A 24792-nucleotide genomic window follows, 5' to 3' on the forward strand; every position below is an offset into this window, starting at 1 on the left:
CCATGAAACCTGCAGGTACGGTAGGGAAGAGCGACGAATTCCAGGGGGTGTCCCCGGCTATGGGTGGCGACGTCCACCGACAGTCTTCTGACTCCGGCGTCGTTCGCGAACTTGAGATTCGGGCTGAGGTGCCGCTCCCGGATGGCGGCGTCGAAATCATCGACGTAAAAATCGAGGAGGCGGAAGCGCCGAAGCATGCCGGGCACCAGCATCACAAGCATCCGCACGAAGGTGAACACGCGCACCTGGTCGAGGTCACCGTTGACAATCGCAAGGTGCGAGTGAAAGAAGGCGCCTACGTGGTCGCAGTGTTCAAGGCGGCGGTCGGCGTTGCGGCCGACCGTCTGCTCGACCGTGTGCTGGGGCCAGGAAAGTTTGAAGAGTTGGCGGATGACCAGACCATTCACGTGCATGCCGGAGAGGTCTTCGTCAGCCATGTCAAGCAGGGCAGCTCGTCATGAGCCTCGAACCTGCACGCGTGGCGGCCCTTCAAGCCGTCTATCCCGACGCCAGGGTCGTGGTCGACGGCACAAAGAAGTTCGTGATGTTGCCGGCCCTGCATATCGAGGTCGGAGAGCGCGAATATATCCTCGATGCGCTTTTATTGCCGGCGGGCGGGCCGGGGGGATATCCCACCCGCCTGTATCTGACACAGCAAATCGCCGAGCGGCACATGATTCGTGACAAGGCTGCAAACTGGACGTGCGAAATCATCGCTGGAAAGACCTGGTACACCTGGTCCTGGACTGGGGTGTCGTCAGACCTCCCGCTGATGGATATGCTGTTGGCTCACCTGCGAGCGCTGCGATGACGGCCAACATCACCATTCCGGAGGAACTGCTCAAACAGATTCACGAAGATTTGCACCGGACCCATCCATTTGCTGGGGAGCGGGTCGGCTTTATCACTTGTCGTTCGTCACGCGTCAACGACGCTTGGCAACTGACCGCGATGCAATACGAGGCGGTTGCCGACGGCGAGTACATCGACGACCCCACCGTAGGTGCGTCAGTTTCCGGAGCGGCCTTTCGGCGACTGATGATGCGCGCTCACGCGGAGCCGCTGAGCGTCTTTCACGTGCATCGACACGACCATCGGGGCACGCCGAATTTCAGCCCAGTTGACCGCAGGGAGAATGCGCGCTTTGTCCCTGACTTTCTCACCGTTCGTCCAGAGCTACCGCACGGCGCCGTCGTGCTGAGTTATGACGATGCGCGCGCGCATGTATGGGACCCGCTTGAATCCGAACAACCGACTGCTGCACGGCTCTGCATCGCTGCGGTTTCGAACAAACAAGGAGTACATCATGAGCAATCGACACAGCAGGCAGAGCTTTCTGGGTCAGGGGTCGGACGAGCGCCTGCAGGCGGCCTCCGCCGCCGTCATTGGGCTGTGCGGTGGTGGCTCGCATGTGTCGCAGCAGTTGGCGCATATTGGCATCGGTAACCTTCTACTCATCGACCCCGACCGTGCCGACGACACGAATACAAACCGCATGGTGGGGCTGACGGAGCAGGAGGCGGACGACGAAGAGTACAAGGTGCATGTTGTCGAGCGCAAACTGCGACCGGTCAACAGTAAGGTCGCCGTTCGTGGTTTCGCCAGGCCGTGGCAGGAAGTGCCGGACGAGCTGAAGCGATGCGACGTAATTTTCGGGTGCGTCGACTCCATAACGGCTCGCGAACAACTCGAGCGTTTCGCGAGACGCTATGCCATTCCGTACATCGACGTCGGGATGGATGTTCACGATGAGGAAGGCCGCTATTTCATAACCGGACAGGTCATCACTTCGTTGCCCTCTCGGCCATGCATGCGCTGCATGGGATTCGTCACCGAGGCGAAACTGGCGGCCGAGCAAGCGCGGTACGGCGCCGCCGGCGGCCGGCCGCAGGTCGTGTGGCCGAACGGCGTACTCGCCTCGACGTCGGTAGGCGTGTTCATGTCGCTGTATACGCCTTGGAACGCCGAAACGACGCCGGCAATCTATATCGAGTACGACGGGAACCGCAACGTTCTTGCCCCGAGCAACCGGCTCCAGTATCTCGAGGGCGTCCCGTGCGAACACTTTGTCGGCACCGAAGGTGTAGGCGACATCTTCTGAGTTGCAGACGGGAGGGGGTGCTGGCACTTGCGCTTTTGGTTCTCAACTCCCAGTTCATTCGTACGCCTGGACTGGTCTCTTATCGCATTGACATCGGTTGCTATACGGATAAACAACTCCGAGGAAGCAACCGATGTCAGACCTGGAAACGCTTGCGCGGGTACGAATCCCCCGAAACAACACGGCGGCGATGCAGCTAATGATGCTGTACGCTCAGTCCGGACACATAGCCTGGACCGGCGACGACGTGTTGCCTGAGCATCTGTTGCGTCTGGCAAGGAAACTCGACACGCACTTTCATGTGACCCGCCTGGCCCATCAGCGTGCGTACTACAAGGGGCGCGGGGAGGCGTCCGTACACATCATCGCGTTGCCTGGCGATGGGCAGATACGCTGGGTTCTCATGTCAACGCGTGGCAGGCATGGATTGCTCGACCGCGCTGCGGCGTTGCCCGGACCGGTGCGCGATGTGCGCACGCGCGGCGAAAACCTCAGGTGGGGCCGGTATGAGCTGTTCCGGATGCAAAAACGCTTTCATTTGGGCACAACGGAAACCGGTACCGACGAAACCTGGTCCTGGCGCCTCGCTCCTGCTGAATTCCGCGCGTACGAGGCAATTCTGGTTGAGCGCGCAAAAATGCGCGACAGGGCGGCACATGCCGCCCAACTGGAGCGCCTCCGCGCGCTGCCCATGTTCGCGGGTGTACGTGCGCAGGTTGCGCGCCTGACGTGGGAGGCCGCGAAGACCTGGAACAAATTTAACCCGTCGCTGCCGCAGCTGCCGTCGTCATCGTCGCTGCCCATCATGACGAGGATGCCGGTCTATGCGTCGCCGCCGCAGACCTTGCTGCACCTAATCGCCGCCCGGGACGGCCACGGATTTTCGAACGTTGGGACCAAGGTCGATGCGATGACTGATGAGGGCCCGCGCGCCTGAAGCTGATGCTCGCCCCGACCATTGCGGCGAGCCGGGCGTGCGGCAGTTGCATGAGTCAGCAAGGCATTTCGGCTGTTCACGTCGAGGCTGGTAATCATCACGGGTCGGGGCGTCTTCCCGCGTGACTATACAAAGGAGGCGGGCTGCAGGCAGCACGCTTTCAACCAATCATTCTGGAGGACAGGTCATGCTGGTGATGGATGCGGTAGAGGAGCTGATGTCGATGGACTGGGTCGTCGCGGCGGAGGTCAATGTGGCGGGCTATTTTGCCTTTACGCCGCGTGGCCTTTTTTTTCCTGTTGCCTACGCGACGGAGGATGAATGGGCCGGCGACCTGGGTTTGGACGAGGTGGAGGGGGGACGCCTTGTCGAGCCGCATGACTGGATGGCGCAGCAGGAGAGCAGCCTCGAGCTCGCACAGGGCAGCTACCCGCACACTCCGGGCGGCCTGAGATTCTGGCGAGAGGCATCGACCGGCCGATTTTTCATGACACTCGAGGTCAACGCCAGGGAATTTGCGATTGTGCGGCAAATGGCGGCGATGGCAAGGAGGCGGGGATTGCTGTCGCTGATTGCAGAGGAACAGACAAACCCGGCCGCGGGGTGCCCGTCGTCAATTGATTTGAAACTCGCGCTGGTGAAGCGCGAGTTTTCGTTTGGACACGACAGCATTAAAGGAGGCATCTACGGCTGATGTTGAGACGCCATGTCTGCGTGTGCCGCGAGTCGGCGAGCCCAGCTCTTCAGGGGTGCTCGGGGCCGGCCGATGCCAGACGAGGGCTCAATCGTGAGATTGCAGCCTTGTCTCCATCGATGCCTTAAGCGGCGGCAGCGAGTGCTACGACCGCTCCTGGCTGAGGTAAGTGCCGCTAGATGCGGTAAAAGTTGCAGTGACCGGGTGCGTGCGGGCGATTATCATTGAGCCTTTATTAGACGACCGGGCAACCATCGCGCCGCATGAATCAGGACCTCAAGAAAACCCTTTGGGCCGCCGCCGACAAGCTGCGCTCCTCAATGGATGCCGCCGAATACAAGCACATCGTGCTCGGCCTCATTTTTCTCAAATACATTTCGGATGCGTTCGACGAGCGCCGCGTACAGCTTGCCGCCGCGTTCGCTGACGGGAACGACGACCTTTATCTGCCCGACGCGGCCGACCATGCAGAGGCGCTCGAAGAGCGCGATTACTACACCATGGCCAACGTCTTCTGGGTGCCGGCATCGGCTCGCTGGGAGACGCTGCGGGCGCAGGCGAAACAGGCTGACATCGGCGCGCGCATCGATGCCGCGCTGGAAGCCATTGAGGCTGACAATCCACGGCTGAAGGGCATTCTCGACAAGCGTTTCGGACGTACTCAGCTCGAACCGGGCCGCCTTGGTGAACTGGTGGACCTGATTTCCACCGTCGGGTTCGGCGAGGGCCACCGTGCAAAAGACCTGCTCGGCGAGGTGTACGAGTATTTTCTGGGCCAGTTCGCCACCGCCGAGGGCAAGAAGGGCGGCCAGTTCTACACGCCGGCGTCCGTGGTGAAGGTGCTGGTCGAGGTTCTTGCGCCGCACCAGGGACGCGTCTATGACCCGTGCTGCGGTTCGGGCGGCATGTTCGTACAGAGTGAAAAGTTCATCGAGGCGCACGGCGGCAAGGCGGACGATATCAGTATTTACGGCCAGGAGGCGAATCCGACGACCTGGCGGCTGGTGGCAATGAACCTGGCCATCCGGGGCTTTGCGGCTGACCTCGGCAAGGAGCCGGCGGACACCTTTCACCGTGACCAACACCCGGACCTGCGCGCCGACTATGTGCTTGCGAATCCGCCATTCAACATTAGCGACTGGGGCGGGGAACGGCTGACCGAAGACCGCCGCTGGTCATATGGGTCGCCGCCGGCGGCCAATGCGAATTACGCCTGGTTGCAGCACATCGTCCACCACCTGAGCCCGCGCGGGCAGGCCGGCGTGGTGCTGGCCAACGGCAGCATGAGCACCAACCAGAACAGCGAGGGCGATATCCGCCGTGCGATGGTCGACGCCGACGTGGTGGACGTGATGGTGGCGCTACCGCCGCAACTTTTCTTCAACACTACAATTCCGGCGTGTTTGTGGTTCTTGGCCAAGGACAAGAGCGGCGGGGCGGTGCCAGGGGGCAAACGCGGGCGCGACCGGCGCAACGAAATGCTGTTTATTGACGCGCGCAAGCTCGGTCGGATGGAAACCCGCGTGGTTCGCGTGTTCGACGACGAAGACATTGCGCGTATTGCAGCGACTGTGCACCGCTGGCGGGCTGATGGCGAGGACAGTGCCGACGAACTGTATACCGATGTACCGGGCTTCTGCCGGGCCGTGAAGTTGGCCGAGATTGCTGAGCATGGGCATGTGCTGACGCCTGGTCGCTACGTCGGAGCCGAGGAAGCCGAGAATGATGACGAGGCGTTCAACGAGAAGATGGAGCGCTTGACCTCGGTGCTCGCCGAGCAGATGGCGAAGGGCACGGAGCTTGATGCGGTGATTCGGGAAAAGCTCGGAGGGATGGGTTATGCGGTCTGAGTTGCAGACTGATACAGACGGTGAAAGCTCTTGGCCGACTGTTGCACTTAAGTCTATCGCTATAAAGATTCGCTCCGGTGCGACTCCAAAAGGAGGCGCGGAAAGCTATCTCGAATCGAGGGCACGGTATGCGTTGGTCCGTAGCCAAAACGTCTTTGACCATCGTTTCGATGAAGCAGGTCTCGCGAACATCAGCGACCAGCAAGCCAAAGATTTGGCGGGTGCCGAGCTGCAGGATGGTGATGTTCTGTTGAATATCACCGGCGACGGGGTCACGTTCGGACGTGGGTGCCTTGTACCGTCACACGTGCTTCCGGCTTGTGTGAACCAGCACGTTATGCTGATTCGCACAGACAGTACGCTCTGTCATTCGGGGTACCTTGCGGCTTGGCTCGCTTTGCAAGACTCGAAGGCCTATATCGAATCGTTCAACGCAGGAGGCAGTCGCCGAGCAATAACGAAGGGGCACATAGAATCATTTAATGTTCCGCTTCCGCCTCTCGATATACAACAGGGCATAGCTGACCTCGCGGCGGCCTTAAATGGGCGCATTGAGCTCCTTCGCCAAACCAACGCCACCCTCGAATCTATTGCACAGGCGCTCTTCAAGAGCTGGTTCATCGATTTCGACCCGGTACGGGCAAAAGTAGGAGGTCGCGAGCCCGAATGCATGGACGCGGCTGTGGCGAAGCTGTTTCCTGCGGAATTTCATGAATCAGCGATGGGGCGGATTCCGAAGGGATGGAAAGTTGGTGACGTGTATGAGGTAGCTCAGGTGACCTACGGAGCTCCGTTCGCATCCAAGCTTTTCAACTCTGAAGGCGACGGACTACCGCTTGTCCGTATTCGGGACCTGAAAGATGAAGCGCCAGGCGTCTGGACACCAGAGGTTCACCCCAAGGGCTACAGGCTTCGGCCCGGAGACATTGTCGTGGGCATGGATGGCGAGTTCCGTGCGTACCTTTGGGGCGGCGAGGAGGCATGGATGAATCAGCGAATTTGCGTGTTCAAACCGGTGAACGGTCACTCGGCTGCGTTTGTGCGGTGTGCCATAGCTGCGCCGTTGGCTCATATCGAGGCGACTGAAACGGCAACGACCGTTATCCATCTCGGGAAGGGAGACATTGACCGGTTCAGAATTGTGGTCCCGCCACCCGATGTCGCATCCGCATTTTCTGCTATATCCGAGCCGCTGTACGAGCGAATCGTCGCGGGAAAGCAGAACGCACGAACACTCTCCAAGCTGCGCGACGCGCTTCTTCCTCGCCTCATCTCCGGCAAGCTTCGCTCCGCAGAAGCCGAGGCGCAATTGAACGAGACGTTCGCGTGAGAGGCATTTCCGAGGACGTCGTCGAGCAAGCCATGCTTGAGTGGCTGACCGACCTTGGCTGGCAGACCGTGCACGGCGCCGACATCTCGCCGCCGGACGGGAAAACGCCTGGCACCGAACGCGACAGTTACCGCGACGTGGTGCTGCGCCGCCGGCTCGCTGACGCCATCGCACGCCTCAATCCGGACATCCCGGCGGGGGCGCGCGACGATGCACTACGCCACGTCCTCAATTCCAACGTGCCGGGTCTCGTTAACGCGAACCGTCAGCTCTACCGCTGGCTGGTCGACGGCGTGCCGGTCGAGTTCCAGAAAGACGGCGAGACTCGTGGCGACCGGGTGCGTCTGGTCGATTTTTCGGACGTCGCCGGCAATGACTGGCTAGCCGTCAATCAGCTGTCGGTGCAGGGCGCCAAGCGGCCGCGCCGGCCGGACCTGGTGCTGTTCGTCAATGGCCTGCCGCTGGTCGTGGTCGAGCTGAAGAATCCAGGCGACCAGGACGCCGACATCTGGGCGGCCTGGAACCAGCTTCAGACCTACCAGCAGGACATCCCCGACCTGTTTTTCGCCAATGCGCTGCAGGTCATTTCCGATGGCACGAGCGCCCGCATGGGTTCGCTGACTGCAAGCCGCGAACGCTTCATGGCCTGGCGCACCATCGATGGCGTCACGACTGACCCGCTCGGCACGATGCGCGAGCTGGAAACGCTGACGCTGGGCCTCTTCCAGCGTGACCTGCTGCTCGACTACCTGCACCATTTCGTCCTGTTCGAGGACGAAGGCGAACTCGTGAAGAAGGTTGCCGGCTATCACCAGTTCCACGCGGTGCGCGCCGTCGTGGAGAGCGTACTGAAGGCCTCTGCACCGGGCGGTTCGCGCAAGGGCGGGGTGGTCTGGCACACCCAGGGGGCCGGCAAGAGTATCGAGATGACCTGTCTCGCCGGTGCGCTGATGGCGCACGAAGGCATGGGTAACCCGACGCTGCTGGTTGTCACCGACCGCAACGACCTCGACAACCAGCTCTTCGGCGTGTTTGCGGGTGCCAGCGAACTGCTGCGCGAAACGCCGGTGCAGGCCGACACCCGCCCCGAACTGCGACGCCTGCTGGCCAACCGGCCGTCCGGCGGCATTGTCTTCACCACCATCCAGAAATTTACGCCTGGCGCGGACGAGGATACGTTCCCTGTGCTGTCTGACCGGCGCAACATCGTGGTCATCTGCGACGAGGCGCACCGCAGCCAGTACGGCTTCGACGCGCGCCTGGTCGAAAACGACAAGGCCGGGCAGTCGGACCCGGCCGGCGCCACTGCCGTGCGCTATGGCTATGCCCAGTACCTGCGCGATGCACTGCCCGGTGCCACATTCGTGGCCTTTACCGGCACGCCGGTCTCGCTGGATGACCGCGACACACGCGCCGTGTTCGGCGATTATGTCCACATCTACGACATCGAACAGGCCGTGAAGGATGGCGCGACCGTGCCCATCTATTACGAGAGCCGGCTCGCCAGTCTGGAGCTGAAGGAGGTCGACGTCTCGTTGCTGGACAGCGAAGTGGAGGAACTGACCGAGGACGAGGAAACCGACGAAGCCCGGGTGGCGAAGCTCCGCCGCTGGGCCGCGCTGGAGCAGCTCGTCGGTGCACCGCCCCGCATCCAGAAGATTGCCGCCGATATCGTCGGGCACTTCGAGAGCCGGCAGTCCGTGATGGACGGGAAGGCCATGATTGTCGCGATGAGCCGCGACATCTGCGTGCATCTGTACAACGCCATCGTCGCGCTGCGGCCGGACTGGCACAGTGACGACCCGACGCAGGGGGCCGTCAAGATAGTGATGACGGGCTCTGCGTCCGACAAGGCGCTCCTGAAGCCGCACATCTATCCGAAGGAGGTGCGCAAGCGCCTCGAAACGCGTTACAAGAATCCGGCCGACCCGTTCAGGCTTGTCATCGTGCGCGACATGTGGCTGACCGGCTTCGATGCGCCTTGCATGCACACGATGTATGCGGACAAGCCGATGCGCGGCCACAACCTGATGCAGGCCATCGCGCGCGTGAACCGGGTCTTCAGGGACAAGCCCGGCGGGCTGGTGGTCGATTACATCGGTATCGCCAACGAGCTGAAGGCGGCGCTGGCCACCTACACCCAGGCTCACGGGCGGGGCAAGCCGACCATCGATGCGCATGATGCCCTGGCCGTTCTCCAGGAGCAGATGGACGTGCTGCACACCATGCTGCACGGCGTCGCCTACGACGAGTTCCGCTCCAGAGCCTGGCAACTGCTGCCCGCCGTGGCGGACCATGTGCTCGGTCTCGACGACGGCAAGAAGCGCTTTGCCGACACCGTGCTTGCAGCGAGCAAGGCCTTTGCGCTGTGCTGCACGCTCGATGAAGCGCTCCAGTATCGCGATGAGCTGGCCTTCCTGCAGGCCGTGAAGGCGGCGCTGACCAAGCACGGTGGCGCGGACAGGGCGCTGGCCGATGAGCAGAAGGAACACGCGCTGCGGCAGATTATCAGTCGCGCGGTGGTGAGTGCCGAAGTCATCGACATATTCGCAGCGGCAGGCCTGAAGCGGCCGGACATCGGCGTGCTGTCCGACGAGTTTCTCGAAGACGTGCGCCACATGAAGGAACGCAACCTCGCGGTCGAACTGCTGGAACGGCTGCTGAAGGGCGAAATCAAGGCGCGCTTCAAGACCAACGTCGTGCAGGGTGCGAAGTTCTCGGAGCTGCTGCAGCAAAGCCTGACACGCTACCGTAACCGGGCGGTCGAGACGGCGCAGGTCATCGAGGAGCTCATCGAAATGGCGAAGCAGTTCCAGGAGGCAGCCCAGCAGGGCATGCGCCTGGGTCTGAGCCCGGACGAGATGGCGTTCTACGACGCGCTCGCGACCAACGAGGCGGCGGTGCGCGAACTCGGCGACGAAACCCTGAAGAAAATCGCGGTCGAACTGGTGGTCCGGCTGCGCAGCTCGGTGACGGTGGACTGGGCGAAGCGGGAAACCGTGCGGGCGAAGCTGCGGGTGATGGTCAAGACGCTGCTTAAACGCTACAAGTACCCGCCCGACCGGCAGGAGGAAGCGACGGATACCGTGCTGCAGCAGGCCGAGTCGCTGTCCGCCGAGTGGGCCGTTGCCTGACCCGGCGGGTTCGGGCGAGATTCCGGTCAGGCAACCCTGCGGGTGAAGTCAATATGGACGACGTTCCCGATGGCGCTGGTCGGCATGGCTGGCGCAGGCCGAGGTGGCTGCTCCATCTGTGCGCCGCCCGTGTTGTCGCCGTCGAACTGACCCAGTGTCGCAGCTGCACCCTCGGCGATGACTTCCTGCAGCGTCACGCCGGCGCCTTTTTTGAGACGCCGGATGCCACGATGTGCAACATCTTCAGGCTTATCGCCAAAAGCCGCGTCGAGGCGTTTTGCCAGGCTCTGCGCACAGAGATGCGCGTAACGAAGCAGCATGCGGGTGTCGCGGTGGCCGCTGAATGCCTGAAGGTCTACGAGCGAAAATCCGCCGGGCGTGTTGCTTCCCGCTTCGGCGACCCGGGAAATGGCTTCATGCCGGAGGTCGTGGATGCGCAGGCCATCTTCCTTTCCGTCCAGGCCTGCCTTCTTGCAAATCCGCGACCACGCCTTGCGCAACCCGTCGACGCCAATCGGGAAGACCAGCTTGCCGTTTCGTGGCAGATTCCGGAGCATCTCGACAAGGTCGAGACGGAGAGGGAGTTTGCGGGGACGGCCGTTTTTCGTTTCGGGCAGAAACGCCGTCTGGGCGTCGAGGTCCACGTTGGCCCATGTCAGGGTAAGGGTTTCGCTGCGCCGCGCGCCGGTCATCAGCTGAAAGTTGATGAAGGTTTCCAGCTGAGGAACATGCTTGAAGGACTGTTCGGCCTCGCTCGCATGCAGCTTGCGTGCTTCCTTGATGGTCAGCTTGCGTCGATAGGTGGTGTGGGCTCGCTCCGCCTCGATGCGCACGTCAGACATCAGCTCCTGCAGGCGGGCTTCGATGGACCATCTGCGGTCTTCTTCGCGCGCGGCGGCAAGCAGTCGGGTTTCCTCGTCACCCTTCAGACGGCGGTCGCGCTCGTTGTAGTAGCGCGGACGGCGCACGCCGTCCATCGGGTTCTTTGCGACACGAATGCGCCAGGTTTCAATGGCGATATTACAGACGGCCGAGAAGATGTCGATTTCCCGGTCGACCGTGGCGGGTGACACTTCCTGGCAGCGCTCATCGATGTAGTCGGTGAAATCGTCCGGGATGACGGCAGCAAAGGACTTGCGGATGAACCTGCTGGTTTCGGAGGGCTTGCTCACACGGGTACCGGTTGCCTTCCGGAATTTCATGTCCCTGACCTTGGGGTGGGGGTTCGGGTGGGCGGCCACTATCGCCGCGAGGTCCTGCCGGGGCAGCCCGGCGTCCTCCAGCAGCATGTTGATTTTGTAGGCCTCGACCTCGAAACTCTTGTGGCGGGGGGCCTCCTTGTGGAGGTACCGAATCAGCAGGTCGGCAAGCGTATGCTGCTTGGCGCTGGCGTAGTCGGTGAACAGGTCATACGCCTGCTCGCTTTCGAGTTTGTTCTTGATACGGATGGCCTCGGCTTCGCTCCGGGCCGTGAAGGACTGGTTCTTGTGGCCGACGCTGCGTGAGCGGATGACGTAGTAGTCGTCCAGACTCGTGAGCTTGGGCTTGTAGCCCTGGTCGCGCAGCTTCTGGAGGTAAGCCTGGATGGCCGGGTCGGCCGTGCGGGCGAAGGATTTGGTGAGGTCGTCGTGCTTCTGGACGGTGACCTGGATTCGAGAGCGGTTCTCGATGGATGCCATGATTGGGATGCTCCGTTGTTATGGAACACCGTATAGGCACCAGGGGCCGAAAAACTTTAGTCAGCTGCAGCGTGAAGTGGCAGGCGGTTGCCACTGATTTGCCACTGCAGGTCCCTGAAACAAAAACAGCGGCTGTCTAAGCCGCTGTTTCGTAAGGAAAATTCTGGTCGGGGTGAGAGGATTCGAACCTCCGGCCTCTACGTCCCGAACGTAGCGCTCTACCAGGCTAAGCTACACCCCGATTTGGACTCTTTCGTCGCTTCAGTCTAGATCAAGACTGACGTGACGTCGAGTAAGAGCATAATTCTAGCAGGCTCTCTTTGAAAATGGAAGAGGGGAATGAAGAAATTGCTGCGGCGGCTGCCTGAGCCTCTTGGCGGGCGCATTCGAGCGTGTGATCGAGCGCGCCCGAACGCGTGATTGCGTCGAAGATCGTGTCGAAGCGGTCGGTGCCGCCTTGCTCGATCGCTTCGCGCGCGAGCGCCGACTGCTCGGGCGTGCCGCGTTCGATCAGATAGATGAGCGGCAGCGTCGGCTTGCCTTCGCGCAGGTCATCGCCGGCGTTCTTGCCCATCGACGCGGCGGTGCCCGCGTAGTCGAGCCAGTCATCCATGATCTGGAACGCAGTGCCGATCCGGCGGCCGTATTCGGCGGCGGCGGCCTCGGTCGGCGCGTCGGCGCCCGCCAGCACCGCGCCGAGGCGCGCCGAGGCCTCGAACAGCTTCGCGGTCTTGTAGCGGATCACCTGCATGTAGCGGGTTTCGTCGACGTCGGCGTCGTGCATGTTCAGGAGCTGCAGCACCTCGCCCTCGGAGATGATCGTCGTCGCTTCCGACAGAATCTCCATCACGCGCATCTTGCCGACGCCCACCATCATCTCGAACGAGCGCGAGTAGAGGTAATCGCCGACGAGCACGCTCGCCGCGTTGCCGAACAGCGCGTTCGCGGTCTTGCGGCCGCGCCGCAGCTCCGATTCGTCGACGACGTCGTCGTGCAGCAGCGTCGCCGTATGGATGAATTCGACGACGGCCGCGAGCACGTGCTTCTGGCTTGTGTTTTCGCCGAGCGCGCCCGCGACGAGAAGGAGAAGCGCCGGTCGCAGCCGCTTGCCGCCCGCGCCGATGATGTACTCGGCGATCTGGTTGATCAGCAGCACGTCGGACGCGAGGCTTTGCCGAATGACGCGATTCACCTGCTCCATATCGCTTGCGATCGGGGCGAGCAGGTGGGCGGCGCTGAGGGAGGGGGTGGCAGTCGACGACATGATCATGGAAATGGGTAGTGCCGCGGATTATAAGGCGAATCGCCCGCGAGCCGGGCCGTCGTGCGACTTCTTCACGCGTTTTTCGGCCGTTCGGCCGATGTCCGCGCCACGGTCGGGCGCGGGAGACGCGGATGATCTTTGACCGAAGCGCTAACTCTATGTATAATCACGTGTTTTCCGCGCACGGTGCACGGAAAAATGGATCCAGAGTGAGGTTCTCAATGTACGCGGTCATAAAAACCGGCGGCAAGCAGTACAAGGTTGCCGTTGGCGAAAAACTGAAAGTAGAACAGATGCCGGCAGACATTGACGCAGAAATCACGCTCGACCAGGTTCTCGCAGTGGGCGAAGGCGAATCGATTAAGTTCGGTACGCCGCTGGTCAGTGGGGCTTCCGTCAAGGCCACCGTCGTATCGCACGGTCGTCATGCCAAGGTCACCATCTTCAAGATGCGTCGCCGGAAGCACTACCAAAAGCACGGCGGCCACCGCCAGAACTACACCGAGCTGCGCATCGACGCGATCAACGCGTAAGCGCCTCCCTCGGTAAAGGAGCAATCAGATGGCACACAAAAAAGCAGGCGGCTCGTCCCGGAACGGCCGCGACTCTGAGTCGAAGCGTCTCGGCGTCAAGGTGTACGGCGGCCAGGCGATCAACGCGGGCGGCATCATCGTGCGTCAACGCGGCACGCGCATGCACGCAGGCGAAAACGTCGGCATGGGCAAGGACCACACGCTCTTCGCGCTGGTCGACGGCCATGTGAAGTTCACGACGAAGGGCGCCGCCAAGAAGCACACGGTCGTCGTCGTCCCGGCCGCTGCCTGAGTCAGGCGCGACGGGCTTCGTAGCCAAGAAAAGGCCCCGCGGTAACAGCGGGGCCTTTTTTATTTTGTGCGCGAATTTTGCGCGCAGGCATCCGGCGCGCGCATCGGCCGTTCGGCCGATTGGTCAAGCGCGGCGCCGCACGGCACAATAGCGGGAATGGCAGTAATACTGGACGGAGTGACGGATGAAGTTCATTGACGAAGCGCGAATCGAAGTCATCGCCGGCGACGGGGGCGATGGCAGCGCGTCGATGCGCCGCGAGAAATTCGTTCCGTTCGGCGGACCGGACGGCGGCGACGGCGGTCGCGGCGGCAGCGTATACGTGATCGCGGATCGCAACATCAACACGCTGATCGACTACCGATACGCGAAGAAGCACTTGGCGCGCAACGGCGAGAACGGCCGTGGCTCCGATTGCTACGGCAAGGGCGGCGACGACATCACGCTGCGCATGCCGGTCGGCACCATCATCAACGACATGGACACGGGCGAGCTGATCGCCGATCTGACCGAGCACGATCAGAAGGTGCTCGTCGCGAAGGGCGGCGCGGGCGGCCTCGGCAACCTGCATTTCAAGTCGAGCACGAACCGCGCGCCGCGCCAGAAGACGGACGGCAAGCCGGGCGAGCGGCGCATGCTGAAGCTCGAGTTGAAGGTGCTTGCGGACGTCGGCCTCCTCGGGATGCCGAACGCGGGCAAGTCGACGTTCATCTCGTCGGTGTCGAACGCGAAGCCGAAGATCGCCGACTATCCGTTCACGACGCTCGCGCCGAATCTCGGCGTCGTGCGCGTCGGGCCGGGCAAGAGCTTCGTGATTGCCGACATTCCGGGTCTGATCGAAGGCGCGGCGGAAGGCGCGGGGCTCGGCCATCAGTTCCTGCGGCATTTGCAGCGCACCGGTCTCCTGCTGCATCTCGTCGATCTCGCGCCGTTCGACGAAAACGTCGATCCCGTCGCGGAGGCGAAGGCGATCGTCGGCGAGCTGCGCAAGTACGACGAATCGCTGCACGAGAAGCCGCGCTGGCTCGTCCTGAACAAGCTCGACATGGTGCCGGAGGACGAGCGCGGCGCGCGTGTCGCCGATTTCATCGAGCGCTTCGGCTGGACTGGCCCCGTATTCGAGATTTCCGCGCTGACGGGGCAGGGTTGCGAAGGCCTCGTCTACGCGATTTACGACTATCTCTCCGCGCATTCGGACGCGCATCGCGCCGAGGTCGCCGAAGATCTGGCGTCGGACGTGCGCTTCCGCGACGTGCCGTCCGCCGCCGGCGAACCGCACGAGCGCGAAGCCGACGCGCCGTAAGCGCCGCCGCGGCCGCAAACTGCGCCGCGCGGTCCGCACGGCGCGCGGGATTCATTTGCGCATCACTCACAGGAGACAGCGCACGATGCGTTCGATCATCGCCGATTCGAAACGCTTGGTAGTGAAGGTCGGCTCGAGCCTCGTCACCAACGACGGCCGCGGGCTCGACCATGACGCTATCGGCCGATGGGCTGCCCAGATCGCCGCGCTGCGCGGCGCGGGCAAGGAAGTGGTGCTCGTCAGTTCGGGCGCGATCGCGGAAGGGATGCAGCGCCTCGGCTGGAGCAAGCGGCCGCGCGAAATCGACGAACTGCAGGCGGCCGCGGCCGTCGGGCAGATGGGGCTCGCGCAGGTGTACGAGAGTCGCTTCGCCGAGCACGGCATCCGCACCGCGCAGATTCTTCTCACGCACGCGGACCTCGCCGACCGCGAACGCTACCTGAACGCGCGTTCGACGCTTCTCACGCTGCTGCGGCTCGGCGTCGTGCCGATCATCAACGAGAACGACACCGTCGTCACCGACGAAATCAAGTTCGGCGACAACGACACGCTCGGTGCGCTCGTCGCGAACCTGATCGAAGGCGACGCGCTCATCATCCTCACTGATCAGAAGGGGCTCTTTACGGCCGATCCGCGCAAGGATCCGAGTGCGACGCTCGTCGGCGAGGCGAGCGCCGGCGCGCCCGAGCTCGAGGCGATGGCGGGCGGCGCGGGGTCGAGCATCGGCCGCGGCGGCATGCTGACGAAGATTCTCGCAGCGAAGCGCGCCGCGCACAGCGGCGCGAACACCGTGATCGCGAGCGGCCGCGAGCATGAAGTGCTCGTGCGGCTCGCGTCGGGCGAGGCGATCGGCACGCAGCTGATCGCACGCACCGCGAGAGTGGCGGCGCGCAAGCAGTGGATGGCGGACCACTTGCAGGTGCGTGGCCACGTCGTCATCGACGCGGGCGCGGTCGACAAGCTGACGGCGGGCGGCAAGAGCCTGCTGCCGATCGGCGTCGTCGCGGTGCAGGGCGTATTCGCGCGCGGCGAAGTGATCGCGTGCGTCGACGACACGGGCCGCGCAGTCGCACGCGGCATTACCAATTACAGCAGCGCCGAGGCGAAGCTGATTCAGCGCAAGCCGAGCGGCGAGATCGAAGCGGTGCTCGGCTACATGCTGGAGCCCGAACTGATCCATCGGGACAACCTCGTGCTCGTCTGACGCGGCGCCGTCGTCCTGTCCGACCGCGGCCGTGCGGCCCGCGCAGCCGATTGCATCGGCGCGTTGGTGCGCCGGCGCGCCGCGATCGCTTGCGCCGGCTCAGCGGATTTGATTGAGCGTCGTCCGGTTGTAGCGAATGTTCTCGATGATCGCCGAGCGCTTGCCCGTCGGCATCTTGTTCGCGCAGAAGAAATCCTGATAGAGCGCCGCGTGGTACGCGTTCAGCTCGCCGTTTTCGATCCGCTGCCAGTCGGTTGCGACCGTGCGGTCCCAGCCGTCGTGATCCGCGTTCAGCACCGCGTACTGGCGCCATTCGTACGTGTCGCAGCGAATTCCTTCGTAGTTGACGTTGCGCGCGCCCGCGGGGCTCGTGACGACGACGACGTAGCGGACGACGCCGTCCGTGCCGACGTCGAGCGACTTCGAATCGACGGAGAACTTGAGCGGCGTGTTCTGCGACACGTTGAACGGCAGCAGATCGCTCGTCTGCGGCAGCGGCGGCAGCGTCTCGACCTTGTTTTCAGTCCATTGCGGCTGACGGTCGAGCAGGTAGGTGAATGCGCTGTCGTCCTTGTTGGTCGGGGTGTTCGAATGGGCACAGCCGGCCAGCGCGGCGGCCGCGACGATCGACGCAGCGGCAAGAGCAATCGCTTTCAATATGCGTACCTCGTAAAAAAAGCGCGGCATCCTTCAATGCCGCGCCCGGTCATGCGTTTTTCATTCCCGTCGGACGAACTCGTGCGTCAATCGCGCAAGGTCAGGCGGGGAGGGTTTTCGTCGAGCGTGCTCGCGCCCGGCTCGACTTCCGAACAGACTGCCGACGTGTCGATCGCTGCCGGTGTTTCCGCGGTCGCGTGTCCGTTCGCAACGCGCGGAAAGCGCGACGCGCGCGGACCGCGCAACTTGTCGGAACGCTGCGCCGGGCGGCGCAGGAAACGCGACAGTTCGGTCAACGCCAACTGATACACATCCCGCTTGAACTCGATCACCGCGTCGAGTGGCACCCAGTATTCGTTCCAGCGCCATGCGTCGAACTCCGGATGATCCGTCGCGCGCAGGCAGATGTCGCAATCGCGCCCGACCATTCGCAGCAGGAACCAGATCTGCTTCTGGCCGCGATAATGTCCGCGCACTTCGCGCTTGATGAACTTGTCTGGCACCTCATAACGCAACCAGTCGCGAGTGCGGCCGATGATCTTGACGTGTTCCGGCAGCAGCCCGGTTTCCTCGTGCAGCTCCCGGTACATTGCCTGCATCGGGGTCTCGCCGTACTTGATGCCCCCTTGCGGAAACTGCCAGGAATGCTCGCGGAGCCGCTTGCCCCAAAACACTTCGTTGCGCGCGTTCAAGAGGATGATGCCGACGTTCGGGCGAAAGCCTTCACGATCCAGCATACAACCACCTTCGAATCCTTTAAAATTGCTTTGATTATAAACAGATAACGGGCGCCGCGCACCGGAACGGAGCGAATCCGGGCGAGGTGCGTCATCTACACTGTCCCCGATTTGTCTGGTATGTCACCTGCGCCGCACGCCACGCGCGCAGCCGTTAATTCACCTTTAGACTTTTTTCGGGCGGCCCGCGTTGGCCGCCGCTAATGGAACCGTTCGCATGAAAGCCTCTCGTTTCTTTATCGGCACCCTGAAGGAAGCACCCGCCGACGCCGAGATCGTCAGTCACAAGCTGATGGTGCGAGCCGGCATGATCCGCCGCGTCGCCGGCGGCATCTATAACTATCTGCCGATCGGCTTGCGCTCGATCCGCAAGGTCGAGGCGATCGTGCGCGAAGAGATGAACCGGGCGGGCGCGATCGAGCTGCTGATGCCCGCCGTGCAGCCCGCCGAGCTGTGGCAGGAGTCGGGGCGCTGGGAGCAGTACGGCCCCGAGCTGCTGCGCTTCAAGGATCGCAAGCAGAACGACTTCGTGATCGGGCCGACTCACGAAGAGGTGATCACCGACATCGCGCGCAACCAGATCAAAAGCTATCGGCAGATGCCGGTGAACTTCTATCAGATCCAGACGAAGTTCCGCGACGAAATCCGGCCGCGCTTCGGCGTGATGCGCGGCCGCGAGTTCCTCATGAAGGACGCGTATTCGTTCGACAGGGATCACGAAGGCCTCAAGGAGTCGTACAAGAAAATGTACGACGCATACGTGCGGGTCTTCACGCGGATCGGTCTCGAGTTCCGTCCGGTCGCGGCCGACAACGGCTCGATCGGCGGCAGCGGTTCGCACGAATTCCACGTGATCGCCGACACCGGCGAGGACGCGATCGCCTACTGCCCGACGTCCGACTTCGCGGCGAACGTCGAGGCGGCCGAGGCGCTGCCGCTGCTCGCGAGCCGCGCGGCGCCCGCCGAGGCGATGCAGAAGGTCGCGACGCCCGGCAAGGCGAAGTGCGAGGCGGTTGCCGAGCTGCTGGGCATCCCGCTCGAGCGCACGATCAAGTCGATCGTGCTCGCGACCGACAACGACGGCGCCGAGCCGACGATCTGGCTGCTGATGCTGCGCGGCGACCACGATCTGAACGAGATCAAGACGGCGAAGCTGCCGGGCTTGGCCGGCTATCGCTTCGCGACCGAGACGGAAATCGTCGACTGGTTCGGCACGCCTCCCGGCTACCTCGGCCCGATCGGCACGAAGAAGCCGGTGCGCGTGATCGCCGATCGCACGGTCGCGAACATGAGCGACTTCGTCGTCGGCGCGAACGAAGTCGATTACCACGTCGCCGGCGTGAACTGGGGCCGCGACTTGCCGGAGCCCGTGATCGCCGACATCCGCAACGTGAAGGCGGGCGATCCGTCGCCGGACGGCAAGGGCGCGCTCGACATCTGCCGCGGCATCGAAGTTGGCCACGTGTTCCAGCTCGGCACGAAGTATTCGGAAGCGATGGGTGCGACGTTCATCGACGAGTCGGGCAAGGCGCAGCCGATGGTGATGGGTTGCTACGGGATCGGCATTACGCGGATCCTCGGCGCGGCGATCGAGCAGAACTTCGACGACAAGGGGATCATCTGGCCCGAGGCGATCGCGCCGTTCGAGGTCGTGCTGTGCCCGATGGGCTATGACCGCAGCGACGCGGTGCGCGAAGCGGCCGACCAGCTTTACGCGGCTCTCGCCGCGGCGGGCGTCGACGTGATCCTCGATGATCGCGGCGAGCGTCCGGGCGTGATGTTCGCGGACTGGGAACTGATCGGCGTGCCGCATCGCCTCGTGATCGGCGAGCGCGGCCTGAAGGACGGCAAGGTCGAGTACCAGGGCCGCCGCGACGCCGAGGCGACGCTGCTGCCCGCCGATTCGGCCGCGGCGGTGATCGTCGAGAAAGTTCGCGCGGCGCTCGGCCGCTGATCGTCGGCGAAACGGGGGAGCGCGTTGGAGTCGAATTTCCTGTCGGCGACGGTGCTCCTCATCCTCATTACCGATCCGCTCGGCAACATCCCGCTCGTCATCGCGGCGCTGCGGGACGTGCCGGGCGAGCGGCGCGTGAAGGTGATCCTGCGCGAAGTGGCGATCGCGTTCGTGATCCTGCTGTTCTTCATGGTCGTCGGCGACCGCTTCCTGCGGATGATGAGCCTGACCGATGTGTCGCTGCGGATCGGCGGCGGAATCGTGCTGTTCCTGATCGCGCTCCGGATGATCTTCCCGCATCCGGACGGCGCGCTCGGCAGCGATCCGCGCGCGGGCGGCGAGCCGTTCATCGTGCCGCTCGCGATTCCGGCGCTCGCCGGGCCGTCGGCGCTCGCGACGGTGATGCTGCTCACGTCGCAGGCGCCCGGCAAGATGTTCGAATGGGTGGGCGCGCTGACGGTGACGATGCTTGTGTGCGCGGTGACGCTCGTGCTCGCCGAACGGATTCAGCAGTGGCTCGGCGAGCGCACGGTGCTCGCGTTCGAGCGTCTGATGGGGCTCGTGCTCGTCGCGATCTCGGTCGAGATGATGATGGCGGGCATTCGCGCGTTCGTTCACCAGTTGTGATGGGCTGACGGACTGCGACGGTGCGGTACCTTCGATCGCCGAACAAGGAAAAGCGGCTCGCGCATCACACGCGAGCCGCTTTTCCTTGGTGTCTTCGGTGCGACGCGCGAGTGCCGCCGCGCCGGCGTCAGACGTCCGCCGTCAGTGCGCGGATCGTCGGCAGGTTGCGCCAGTAGCCCTTCGCATCCATCCCGCAGCCGAACACGTAGCGGTCCGGCACCGCGAACCCGCAGAAGTCCGGATGCAGCGGCTTCGCCTTCGCGAGCGTCTTCTCGCACAGCACCGCGGACAGGAAGCGCTTCGCGCCCATCTCGAGAATGCGGTCGCGGATCGCGGCCATCGTTTCGCCTTCGTCGAGGATGTCGTCGAGCACGAGCACGATGCGGTCCTTCACCGATTCGCGCGGCGCGACGCGCCAATGCATCTCGGGGCTGCCCTTCGTCGTGTTGCGATAGCGGGTCAGGTGGATGTAGTCGAACTCGAGCGGGAAATCGAGGTGCGGCAGCAGCATGCCGGTGAACACCGCCGCGCCGCCCATCACCGACAGCACGAGCGGGAACTCCTCGCCGATCTGGCCGCGGATCTCCGCAGCCATCCGGCCGATCGACGCGTTGACCTCGTCGTCGGAGACGATCTCTTCGGAGTGTTGGAAAATGTGGAGGGCTTCTTCTCGATTCATGAGGTCTGGCGAGCGGTCTCGTCTGGGATACTAATAAGAATGAAACAATGCGGCGCCACGCGCTACAGCATATACCCGTGCGCGGCGCCGCGGCGAATCAGCGCATGCCGGGCATCATGCCCTTAATGCCGCGCATCATCTTCTGCAGGTTGCCGCCCTTCAGCTTCTTCATCATCGTGCGCATCTGGTCGTACTGATTCAGCATCCGGTTGACTTCCTGCACCGGCACGCCCGCGCCCGCCGCAATCCGGCGCTTGCGCGTCGCCTTGATGATCTCGGGCTTCGCGCGCTCCGTGGGCGTCATCGAATTGATGATGCCTTCCATCCGGCGGATCTGCTTTTCGGCCTGGCTCATGTCGGCGCCCGCGGCGGCTTGCTGGAATTGCGCGGGCAGCTTGTCCATCAGCGACGACAGCCCGCCCATGTTCTTCATCTGCGAGATCTGCGCGCGGAAATCGTTCAGATCGAAGTCGCCGCCTTTCTTGACCTTGTCGGCGAGCTTTTCCGCGGCCTTGATGTCGACGCCGCGCTGCGCTTCCTCGACGAGCGCGAGGATGTCGCCCATCCCGAGGATCCGGTTTGCCATCCGGTCCGGGTGGAAGATCTCGAGGCCGTCGAGCTTCTCGGCGACGCCGACGAACTTGATCGGCTTGCCCGTCACGTGGCGCACCGACAGCGCGGCGCCGCCGCGCGAGTCGCCGTCGAGCTTCGTCAGCACGACGCCCGTGAGCGGCAGCGCGTCGTTAAACGCCTTCGCGGTGTTGACGGCGTCCTGGCCGAGCATCGCATCGACGACGAAGAGCGTCTCGACCGGCTTGAGCGCCGCGTGCAGCGCGGTGATCTCCTGCATCATCGCTTCGTCGATGCCGAGGCGGCCTGCGGTATCGACGAGCAGCACGTCGTGATAGTGGCGCTTCGCCCAGTCGACGGCCGCGTTCGCGATGTCGACGGGCTTCTGGTCGGGCGTAGACGGGAAGAAGTCGGCGCCGACCTGCTCGCTCACCGTTTTCAGCTGCGCGATCGCGGCGGGGCGGTAGACGTCGCACGAGACGGTGAGCACCTTCTTCTTGTACTTCTCGCGCAGCAACTTCGCGAGCTTGCCGACGGTCGTCGTCTTGCCGGCGCCCTGCAGGCCGGCCATCAGGATGATCGCGGGCGGCGTGACGGCGAGATTCAGCTCGACCGCCTTGCCTTCATAGTCGCCGCCGATCACGGCGGTCAGTTCCTTCTGGACCACGCCGACGAGCGCCTGACCGGGCGACAGACTGCCGACCACATCCTCGCCGAGCGCTTTTTCCTTGACCTTCGCGATGAAATCGCGGACGACGGGCAGCGCGACGTCGGCTTCGAGGAGCGCGAGCCGCACCTCGCGGAGCATCTCCTGGGTGTTCGCCTCGGTGAGCCGGGCCTCGCCGCGCAGCGTCTTGACGACGCGCGCCATCCGTTGGGTGAGATTGTCGAGCATGGGGAGCGATGGACAGTGAAGCCCGCAGGCGCGAGTGGGACAAAAAGCCGGCCGTCGCGGGTAGGGGGCCTAGTGTAAACTTCGAACATGGATATTGTACTGTATGCCCTCACCGCGCTCTTATATGGCGGCCTCGCCGTCGCCAGCTGGCGCACGCGCCGCGTCGGCGCGGCGCGGCCGCTCGTCGCGAGCGTGCCGGCCGTCCCGCACACGCGCGAACCCGCCTCGGCCGGGATGGGCGGGCTCGGGCGCACGATCCTCTGCGCCGCGCTGCTCGCGCATGGGGTGCTGCTGCACATGACGATCTTCCCGCACGACGCGATGGTGTTCGGCTTCGCGTTCGCGCTGTCGGCGATGTTCTGGCTCGGCGCCGGCATCTACTGGATCGAGAGCTTCTTCTTTCCGCTCGACGGCATGCGGCTCCTCGTGTTGCCGCTAGCGTGCGTCGCGTCGCTCCTGCCGCTGGCGTTCGGCGGCGTGCACGTGCTGCCGTATGCGGCCGCGCCGCTCTTCAAGTTGCACTTCCTGATCGCGAACATCGCGTACGGGCTCTTCGCGATCGCGGCGCTGCACGCGGTGCTGATGCTGATGGTCGAGCGGCGTCTGCACGCGCTGCGGCACGACGGGCTGCGCGAGTCGTCGAGCTGGATCGCCGGCTTGCTCGATACGCTGCCGCCGCTCCTCACGCTCGAGAAGCTGCTGTTCCGCCTGATCGGCGCGGGCTTCGTGCTGCTCACGCTGACGCTCGCGACGGGCATCCTGTTCAGCGAGCAGATCGACGCGCGCGCGCTCAAGCTCGATCACAAGACCGTGTTCGCGATCCTGTCCTGGCTGATGTTCGGCGGGCTCCTGGTCGCGCACAAGGCGTCCGGCTGGCGCGGCCGCGGCGTCGCGCGCTGGGTGCTCGCGTCGTTCGTCGCGCTGCTGCTCGCGTACGTCGGCAGCCGCTTCGTTCTCGAGGTGCTGCTGCACCGCTCCGTGGTTTGAACACCTGATCTCGATGCGACAAATCCTTCTCCTTATCGTGTTGTTCTTCGCGAGCTCGTGGCTCGCGAGAAAGATTCGCCGGGCGCAGGCGCGCGGCGACGGGCCGTTTGCCGGCGGCGAAGCGGGCCGCAACGCAGGCCCCGCGGCCGACCAGGGCGGTGCGGGCCGCGCGGGCGACGGCGGCGCGCTGCCCGAGCCGATGGTCCGCTGCGCGGAGTGCGGCGTGCATGCGCCGAAGAGCGATGCGATCGCGGCGGGCAGCGAGTATTTCTGCAGTCCGGAGCATGCGGCGCGTCACGCCGCGCATTCGGGCGGCCGCAGCGAGCGATGAGCGGCGCGAGGCGCTTCACCGTCGATGCCGGCGGCTGGGTCGACGGCGCGCTGCGCGAGCCGTCGCCGAATTTCGAAGCGCGGCCAGAAGGCGTCGCTCCTTCGCTCGTCGTGATCCACAACATCAGCCTGCCGCCCGGCGAGTTCGGCGGCGATGCGATCGTCGAGCTGTTCCAGAATCGACTCGATTGCGACGCGCATCCGTTCTACGACGCGCACCTGCGCGGCGTGCGGGTATCCGCGCACTTCCTGATCCGGCGCGACGGCGCGCTGATCCAGTTCGTGTCGTGCGACGCGCGCGCTTGGCACGCGGGCGCGTCGAGCTTCTTCGGCCGCGAGCGCTGCAACGATTTCTCGATCGGCATCGAGCTCGAAGGCGCGGACGACGTCGCATTCGACGCGCCGCAATATGCGACGCTCGCCGCGCTCGCGCGCGCGCTCGCCGCGCATTACCCGATCGATGCGTTCGCGGGCCACGAGCACGTCGCGCCCGGACGCAAGACCGATCCCGGTCCGCACTTCGATTGGCAACGTCTCTCTGACGATGCCGGTTTTCCGGCTCGATACTTTCCCTACCGGAAGCACTGAGCGCGAGGTCTTTTTGACGCGCATCGCAGTGTTTCGCCGGGCGTGCCTTGTCGTGTCGGCGTATCGCGCTTGTCAATAGACTTCGAGCAAATTTTTCCTTTGGCGCTTCCGCGAGGCTCCACTATACTTGGGGCCAATCGAGCAGTTCGGCACTACATATAGTGTGTCGATCGGGGGCATTTTCCGTTCCCGAACGCGGTTCCGGCGTCATCGCCGGAGCGCGACATTCTCAGTGCGGCGCATCCGGCCAGCGGTCCGGCGCGCTGCGACCCGCGTGGAAAAGTGTAGCCAGGGGCGCGATGCGCATGATGAAGGCCAATGTCGAATCGAGCGCGTCGCGTGGGCCCAACCGGCACGGCAGCCGCTTCTTCCGCGTCTTACCGCTCGCGCACCTCGTGGCGCACCGTCCGTATTAATCCGCGGTCCCTTCCGCATCACCCAACACCA

General features: G+C 63.8%; 23 protein-coding genes, 1 tRNA gene and 1 pseudogene. 17 read left to right on the forward strand and 8 right to left on the reverse strand.

Annotated features, from left to right (window positions below; translation table 11 throughout):
* Positions 1 to 2 precede the first annotated feature (2 nt).
* The 8 genes from BG90_RS36115 to BG90_RS10225 all read left to right on the forward strand — a co-directional run bounded on the left by BG90_RS36115 (position 3) and on the right by BG90_RS10225 (position 10046).
* Positions 3 to 461 carry a hypothetical protein gene (locus BG90_RS36115; RefSeq protein ID WP_157135631.1) on the forward strand — a complete coding sequence of 153 codons (459 nt, stop codon included), beginning with the start codon at positions 3 to 5 and terminating at the stop codon, positions 459 to 461.
* The gene (locus BG90_RS10195) at positions 458 to 811 is read left to right on the forward strand and encodes a hypothetical protein (RefSeq protein ID WP_038802014.1); all 354 of its coding nucleotides are present in this window, start codon (positions 458 to 460) and stop codon (positions 809 to 811) included. The genes BG90_RS36115 and BG90_RS10195 overlap by 4 nt, the downstream gene beginning before the upstream one ends.
* 495 nt (positions 812 to 1306) lie before the next feature.
* Positions 1307 to 2101 (forward strand): HesA/MoeB/ThiF family protein, encoded by a 795-nt coding sequence (locus tag BG90_RS10200; RefSeq protein WP_010117122.1) that lies wholly within the window; start codon positions 1307 to 1309, stop codon positions 2099 to 2101.
* A gap of 133 nt (positions 2102 to 2234) precedes the next feature.
* Positions 2235 to 3038 carry a hypothetical protein gene (locus BG90_RS10205; protein WP_124072253.1) on the forward strand — a complete coding sequence of 268 codons (804 nt, stop codon included), beginning with the start codon at positions 2235 to 2237 and terminating at the stop codon, positions 3036 to 3038.
* 187 nt (positions 3039 to 3225) lie between these two features.
* A complete protein-coding gene (locus tag BG90_RS10210) occupies positions 3226 to 3732 on the forward strand; it encodes a hypothetical protein (protein WP_010117120.1) in 507 nt (168 codons plus the stop codon).
* 263 nt (positions 3733 to 3995) lie between these two features.
* Positions 3996 to 5582 (forward strand): type I restriction-modification system subunit M, encoded by a 1587-nt coding sequence (locus BG90_RS10215; RefSeq protein ID WP_010117119.1) that lies wholly within the window; start codon positions 3996 to 3998, stop codon positions 5580 to 5582.
* Positions 5572 to 6912 (forward strand): restriction endonuclease subunit S, encoded by a 1341-nt coding sequence (locus BG90_RS10220; RefSeq protein ID WP_081469845.1) that lies wholly within the window; start codon positions 5572 to 5574, stop codon positions 6910 to 6912. Before BG90_RS10215 ends, BG90_RS10220 begins: the two co-directional genes overlap by 11 nt.
* Complete coding sequence (locus BG90_RS10225; RefSeq protein WP_010117117.1) at positions 6909 to 10046, forward strand: type I restriction endonuclease subunit R; 3138 nt, start codon at positions 6909 to 6911, stop codon at positions 10044 to 10046. Before BG90_RS10220 ends, BG90_RS10225 begins: the two co-directional genes overlap by 4 nt.
* Positions 10047 to 10072: 26 nt before the next feature.
* On the opposite strand, the gene BG90_RS10230 is transcribed toward BG90_RS10225, so the two are convergent.
* The 3 genes from BG90_RS10230 to BG90_RS10240 all read right to left on the reverse strand — a co-directional run bounded on the left by BG90_RS10230 (position 10073) and on the right by BG90_RS10240 (position 12989).
* Positions 10073 to 11725: a site-specific integrase gene (locus tag BG90_RS10230; protein ID WP_010117116.1), complete on the reverse strand. Its 1653-nt coding sequence runs from the start codon at positions 11723 to 11725 to the stop codon at positions 10073 to 10075.
* Between the two features lie 164 nt (positions 11726 to 11889).
* Positions 11890 to 11966: transfer RNA gene (locus BG90_RS10235), tRNA-Pro, on the reverse strand.
* 30 nt (positions 11967 to 11996) lie between these two features.
* Complete coding sequence (locus tag BG90_RS10240; protein WP_010106582.1) at positions 11997 to 12989, reverse strand: polyprenyl synthetase family protein; 993 nt, start codon at positions 12987 to 12989, stop codon at positions 11997 to 11999.
* A gap of 221 nt (positions 12990 to 13210) precedes the next feature.
* Here BG90_RS10240 and rplU point away from each other — a divergent pair, with 221 nt between their 5' ends.
* The 4 genes from rplU to proB all read left to right on the forward strand — a co-directional run bounded on the left by rplU (position 13211) and on the right by proB (position 16321).
* Positions 13211 to 13522 (forward strand): 50S ribosomal protein L21, encoded by a 312-nt coding sequence (gene rplU, locus BG90_RS10245; protein WP_010106580.1) that lies wholly within the window; start codon positions 13211 to 13213, stop codon positions 13520 to 13522.
* 28 nt (positions 13523 to 13550) lie between these two features.
* A complete protein-coding gene (gene rpmA, locus BG90_RS10250) occupies positions 13551 to 13814 on the forward strand; it encodes a 50S ribosomal protein L27 (RefSeq protein ID WP_004194025.1) in 264 nt (87 codons plus the stop codon).
* Positions 13815 to 13998: 184 nt separating this feature from the next.
* Positions 13999 to 15117 carry an Obg family GTPase CgtA gene (gene cgtA, locus BG90_RS10255; RefSeq protein ID WP_010106572.1) on the forward strand — a complete coding sequence of 373 codons (1119 nt, stop codon included), beginning with the start codon at positions 13999 to 14001 and terminating at the stop codon, positions 15115 to 15117.
* A gap of 85 nt (positions 15118 to 15202) precedes the next feature.
* Positions 15203 to 16321: a glutamate 5-kinase gene (proB, locus tag BG90_RS10260; protein ID WP_010117115.1), complete on the forward strand. Its 1119-nt coding sequence runs from the start codon at positions 15203 to 15205 to the stop codon at positions 16319 to 16321.
* Between the two features lie 99 nt (positions 16322 to 16420).
* On the opposite strand, the gene BG90_RS10265 is transcribed toward proB, so the two are convergent.
* Together BG90_RS10265 and BG90_RS10270 are read right to left on the reverse strand one after the other, a co-directional pair.
* The gene (locus tag BG90_RS10265) at positions 16421 to 16978 is read right to left on the reverse strand and encodes a CNP1-like family protein (protein ID WP_025990004.1); all 558 of its coding nucleotides are present in this window, start codon (positions 16976 to 16978) and stop codon (positions 16421 to 16423) included.
* 86 nt (positions 16979 to 17064) lie between these two features.
* Complete coding sequence (locus tag BG90_RS10270) at positions 17065 to 17715, reverse strand: RNA pyrophosphohydrolase (protein ID WP_010106569.1); 651 nt, start codon at positions 17713 to 17715, stop codon at positions 17065 to 17067.
* A gap of 217 nt (positions 17716 to 17932) precedes the next feature.
* Here BG90_RS10270 and BG90_RS10275 point away from each other — a divergent pair, with 217 nt between their 5' ends.
* Complete coding sequence (locus BG90_RS10275; protein ID WP_010106568.1) at positions 17933 to 19669, forward strand: proline--tRNA ligase; 1737 nt, start codon at positions 17933 to 17935, stop codon at positions 19667 to 19669.
* Between the two features lie 24 nt (positions 19670 to 19693).
* Positions 19694 to 20296 carry a MarC family protein gene (locus tag BG90_RS10280; protein WP_010106567.1) on the forward strand — a complete coding sequence of 201 codons (603 nt, stop codon included), beginning with the start codon at positions 19694 to 19696 and terminating at the stop codon, positions 20294 to 20296.
* A 127-nt stretch (positions 20297 to 20423) separates the two neighbouring features.
* Here BG90_RS10280 and BG90_RS10285 read toward each other — a convergent pair whose 3' ends face one another.
* Complete coding sequence (locus BG90_RS10285) at positions 20424 to 20975, reverse strand: hypoxanthine-guanine phosphoribosyltransferase (protein WP_010106566.1); 552 nt, start codon at positions 20973 to 20975, stop codon at positions 20424 to 20426.
* 97 nt (positions 20976 to 21072) lie between these two features.
* On the reverse strand, positions 21073 to 22440 hold the full coding sequence (ffh, locus tag BG90_RS10290) for a signal recognition particle protein (protein ID WP_010117113.1): 1368 nt from the start codon (positions 22438 to 22440) through the stop codon (positions 21073 to 21075).
* 87 nt (positions 22441 to 22527) lie between these two features.
* Between ffh and BG90_RS10295 the strand changes: the two genes are divergently transcribed.
* The 3 genes from BG90_RS10295 to ampD are packed head-to-tail and all read left to right on the forward strand — an operon-like array spanning position 22528 to position 24345.
* Positions 22528 to 23427 carry a cytochrome C assembly family protein gene (locus BG90_RS10295; protein WP_010117112.1) on the forward strand — a complete coding sequence of 300 codons (900 nt, stop codon included), beginning with the start codon at positions 22528 to 22530 and terminating at the stop codon, positions 23425 to 23427.
* Between the two features lie 13 nt (positions 23428 to 23440).
* Complete coding sequence (locus BG90_RS10300; RefSeq protein WP_038802764.1) at positions 23441 to 23758, forward strand: PP0621 family protein; 318 nt, start codon at positions 23441 to 23443, stop codon at positions 23756 to 23758.
* Positions 23755 to 24345 carry a 1,6-anhydro-N-acetylmuramyl-L-alanine amidase AmpD gene (ampD, locus tag BG90_RS10305; RefSeq protein ID WP_010106555.1) on the forward strand — a complete coding sequence of 197 codons (591 nt, stop codon included), beginning with the start codon at positions 23755 to 23757 and terminating at the stop codon, positions 24343 to 24345. The genes BG90_RS10300 and ampD overlap by 4 nt, the downstream gene beginning before the upstream one ends.
* A 152-nt stretch (positions 24346 to 24497) precedes the next feature.
* Here ampD and BG90_RS37815 read toward each other — a convergent pair.
* Positions 24498 to 24780, reverse strand: a pseudogene (locus BG90_RS37815) (hypothetical protein).
* Positions 24781 to 24792 lie beyond the last annotated feature (12 nt).

Source organism: Burkholderia oklahomensis C6786, from assembly GCF_000959365.1.
GTDB classification, from domain to species: domain Bacteria; phylum Pseudomonadota; class Gammaproteobacteria; order Burkholderiales; family Burkholderiaceae; genus Burkholderia; species Burkholderia oklahomensis.

Bases quoted from the DNA above. Each gene is read 5' to 3' on its own strand.
- BG90_RS10195 (WP_038802014.1), top strand. From the start codon at position 458: ATGAGCCTCGAACCTGCACGCGTGGCGGCCCTTCAAGCCGTCTATCCC.
- BG90_RS10230 (WP_010117116.1), bottom strand. From the start codon at position 11,725: ATGGCATCCATCGAGAACCGCTCTCGAATCCAGGTCACCGTCCAGAAG.
- BG90_RS10240 (WP_010106582.1), bottom strand. From the start codon at position 12,989: ATGTCGTCGACTGCCACCCCCTCCCTCAGCGCCGCCCACCTGCTCGCC.
- ffh (WP_010117113.1), bottom strand. From the start codon at position 22,440: ATGCTCGACAATCTCACCCAACGGATGGCGCGCGTCGTCAAGACGCTG.
- BG90_RS10270 (WP_010106569.1), bottom strand. From the start codon at position 17,715: ATGCTGGATCGTGAAGGCTTTCGCCCGAACGTCGGCATCATCCTCTTG.
- cgtA (WP_010106572.1), top strand. From the start codon at position 13,999: ATGAAGTTCATTGACGAAGCGCGAATCGAAGTCATCGCCGGCGACGGG.
- BG90_RS10220 (WP_081469845.1), top strand. From the start codon at position 5,572: ATGCGGTCTGAGTTGCAGACTGATACAGACGGTGAAAGCTCTTGGCCG.
- BG90_RS10275 (WP_010106568.1), top strand. From the start codon at position 17,933: ATGAAAGCCTCTCGTTTCTTTATCGGCACCCTGAAGGAAGCACCCGCC.
- BG90_RS10205 (WP_124072253.1), top strand. From the start codon at position 2,235: ATGTCAGACCTGGAAACGCTTGCGCGGGTACGAATCCCCCGAAACAAC.
- rplU (WP_010106580.1), top strand. From the start codon at position 13,211: ATGTACGCGGTCATAAAAACCGGCGGCAAGCAGTACAAGGTTGCCGTT.
- BG90_RS10200 (WP_010117122.1), top strand. From the start codon at position 1,307: ATGAGCAATCGACACAGCAGGCAGAGCTTTCTGGGTCAGGGGTCGGAC.
- BG90_RS10285 (WP_010106566.1), bottom strand. From the start codon at position 20,975: ATGAATCGAGAAGAAGCCCTCCACATTTTCCAACACTCCGAAGAGATC.
- BG90_RS10210 (WP_010117120.1), top strand. From the start codon at position 3,226: ATGCTGGTGATGGATGCGGTAGAGGAGCTGATGTCGATGGACTGGGTC.
- ampD (WP_010106555.1), top strand. From the start codon at position 23,755: ATGAGCGGCGCGAGGCGCTTCACCGTCGATGCCGGCGGCTGGGTCGAC.
- BG90_RS10215 (WP_010117119.1), top strand. From the start codon at position 3,996: ATGAATCAGGACCTCAAGAAAACCCTTTGGGCCGCCGCCGACAAGCTG.
- BG90_RS10300 (WP_038802764.1), top strand. From the start codon at position 23,441: ATGCGACAAATCCTTCTCCTTATCGTGTTGTTCTTCGCGAGCTCGTGG.
- rpmA (WP_004194025.1), top strand. From the start codon at position 13,551: ATGGCACACAAAAAAGCAGGCGGCTCGTCCCGGAACGGCCGCGACTCT.
- BG90_RS10295 (WP_010117112.1), top strand. From the start codon at position 22,528: ATGGATATTGTACTGTATGCCCTCACCGCGCTCTTATATGGCGGCCTC.
- BG90_RS36115 (WP_157135631.1), top strand. From the start codon at position 3: ATGAAACCTGCAGGTACGGTAGGGAAGAGCGACGAATTCCAGGGGGTG.
- proB (WP_010117115.1), top strand. From the start codon at position 15,203: ATGCGTTCGATCATCGCCGATTCGAAACGCTTGGTAGTGAAGGTCGGC.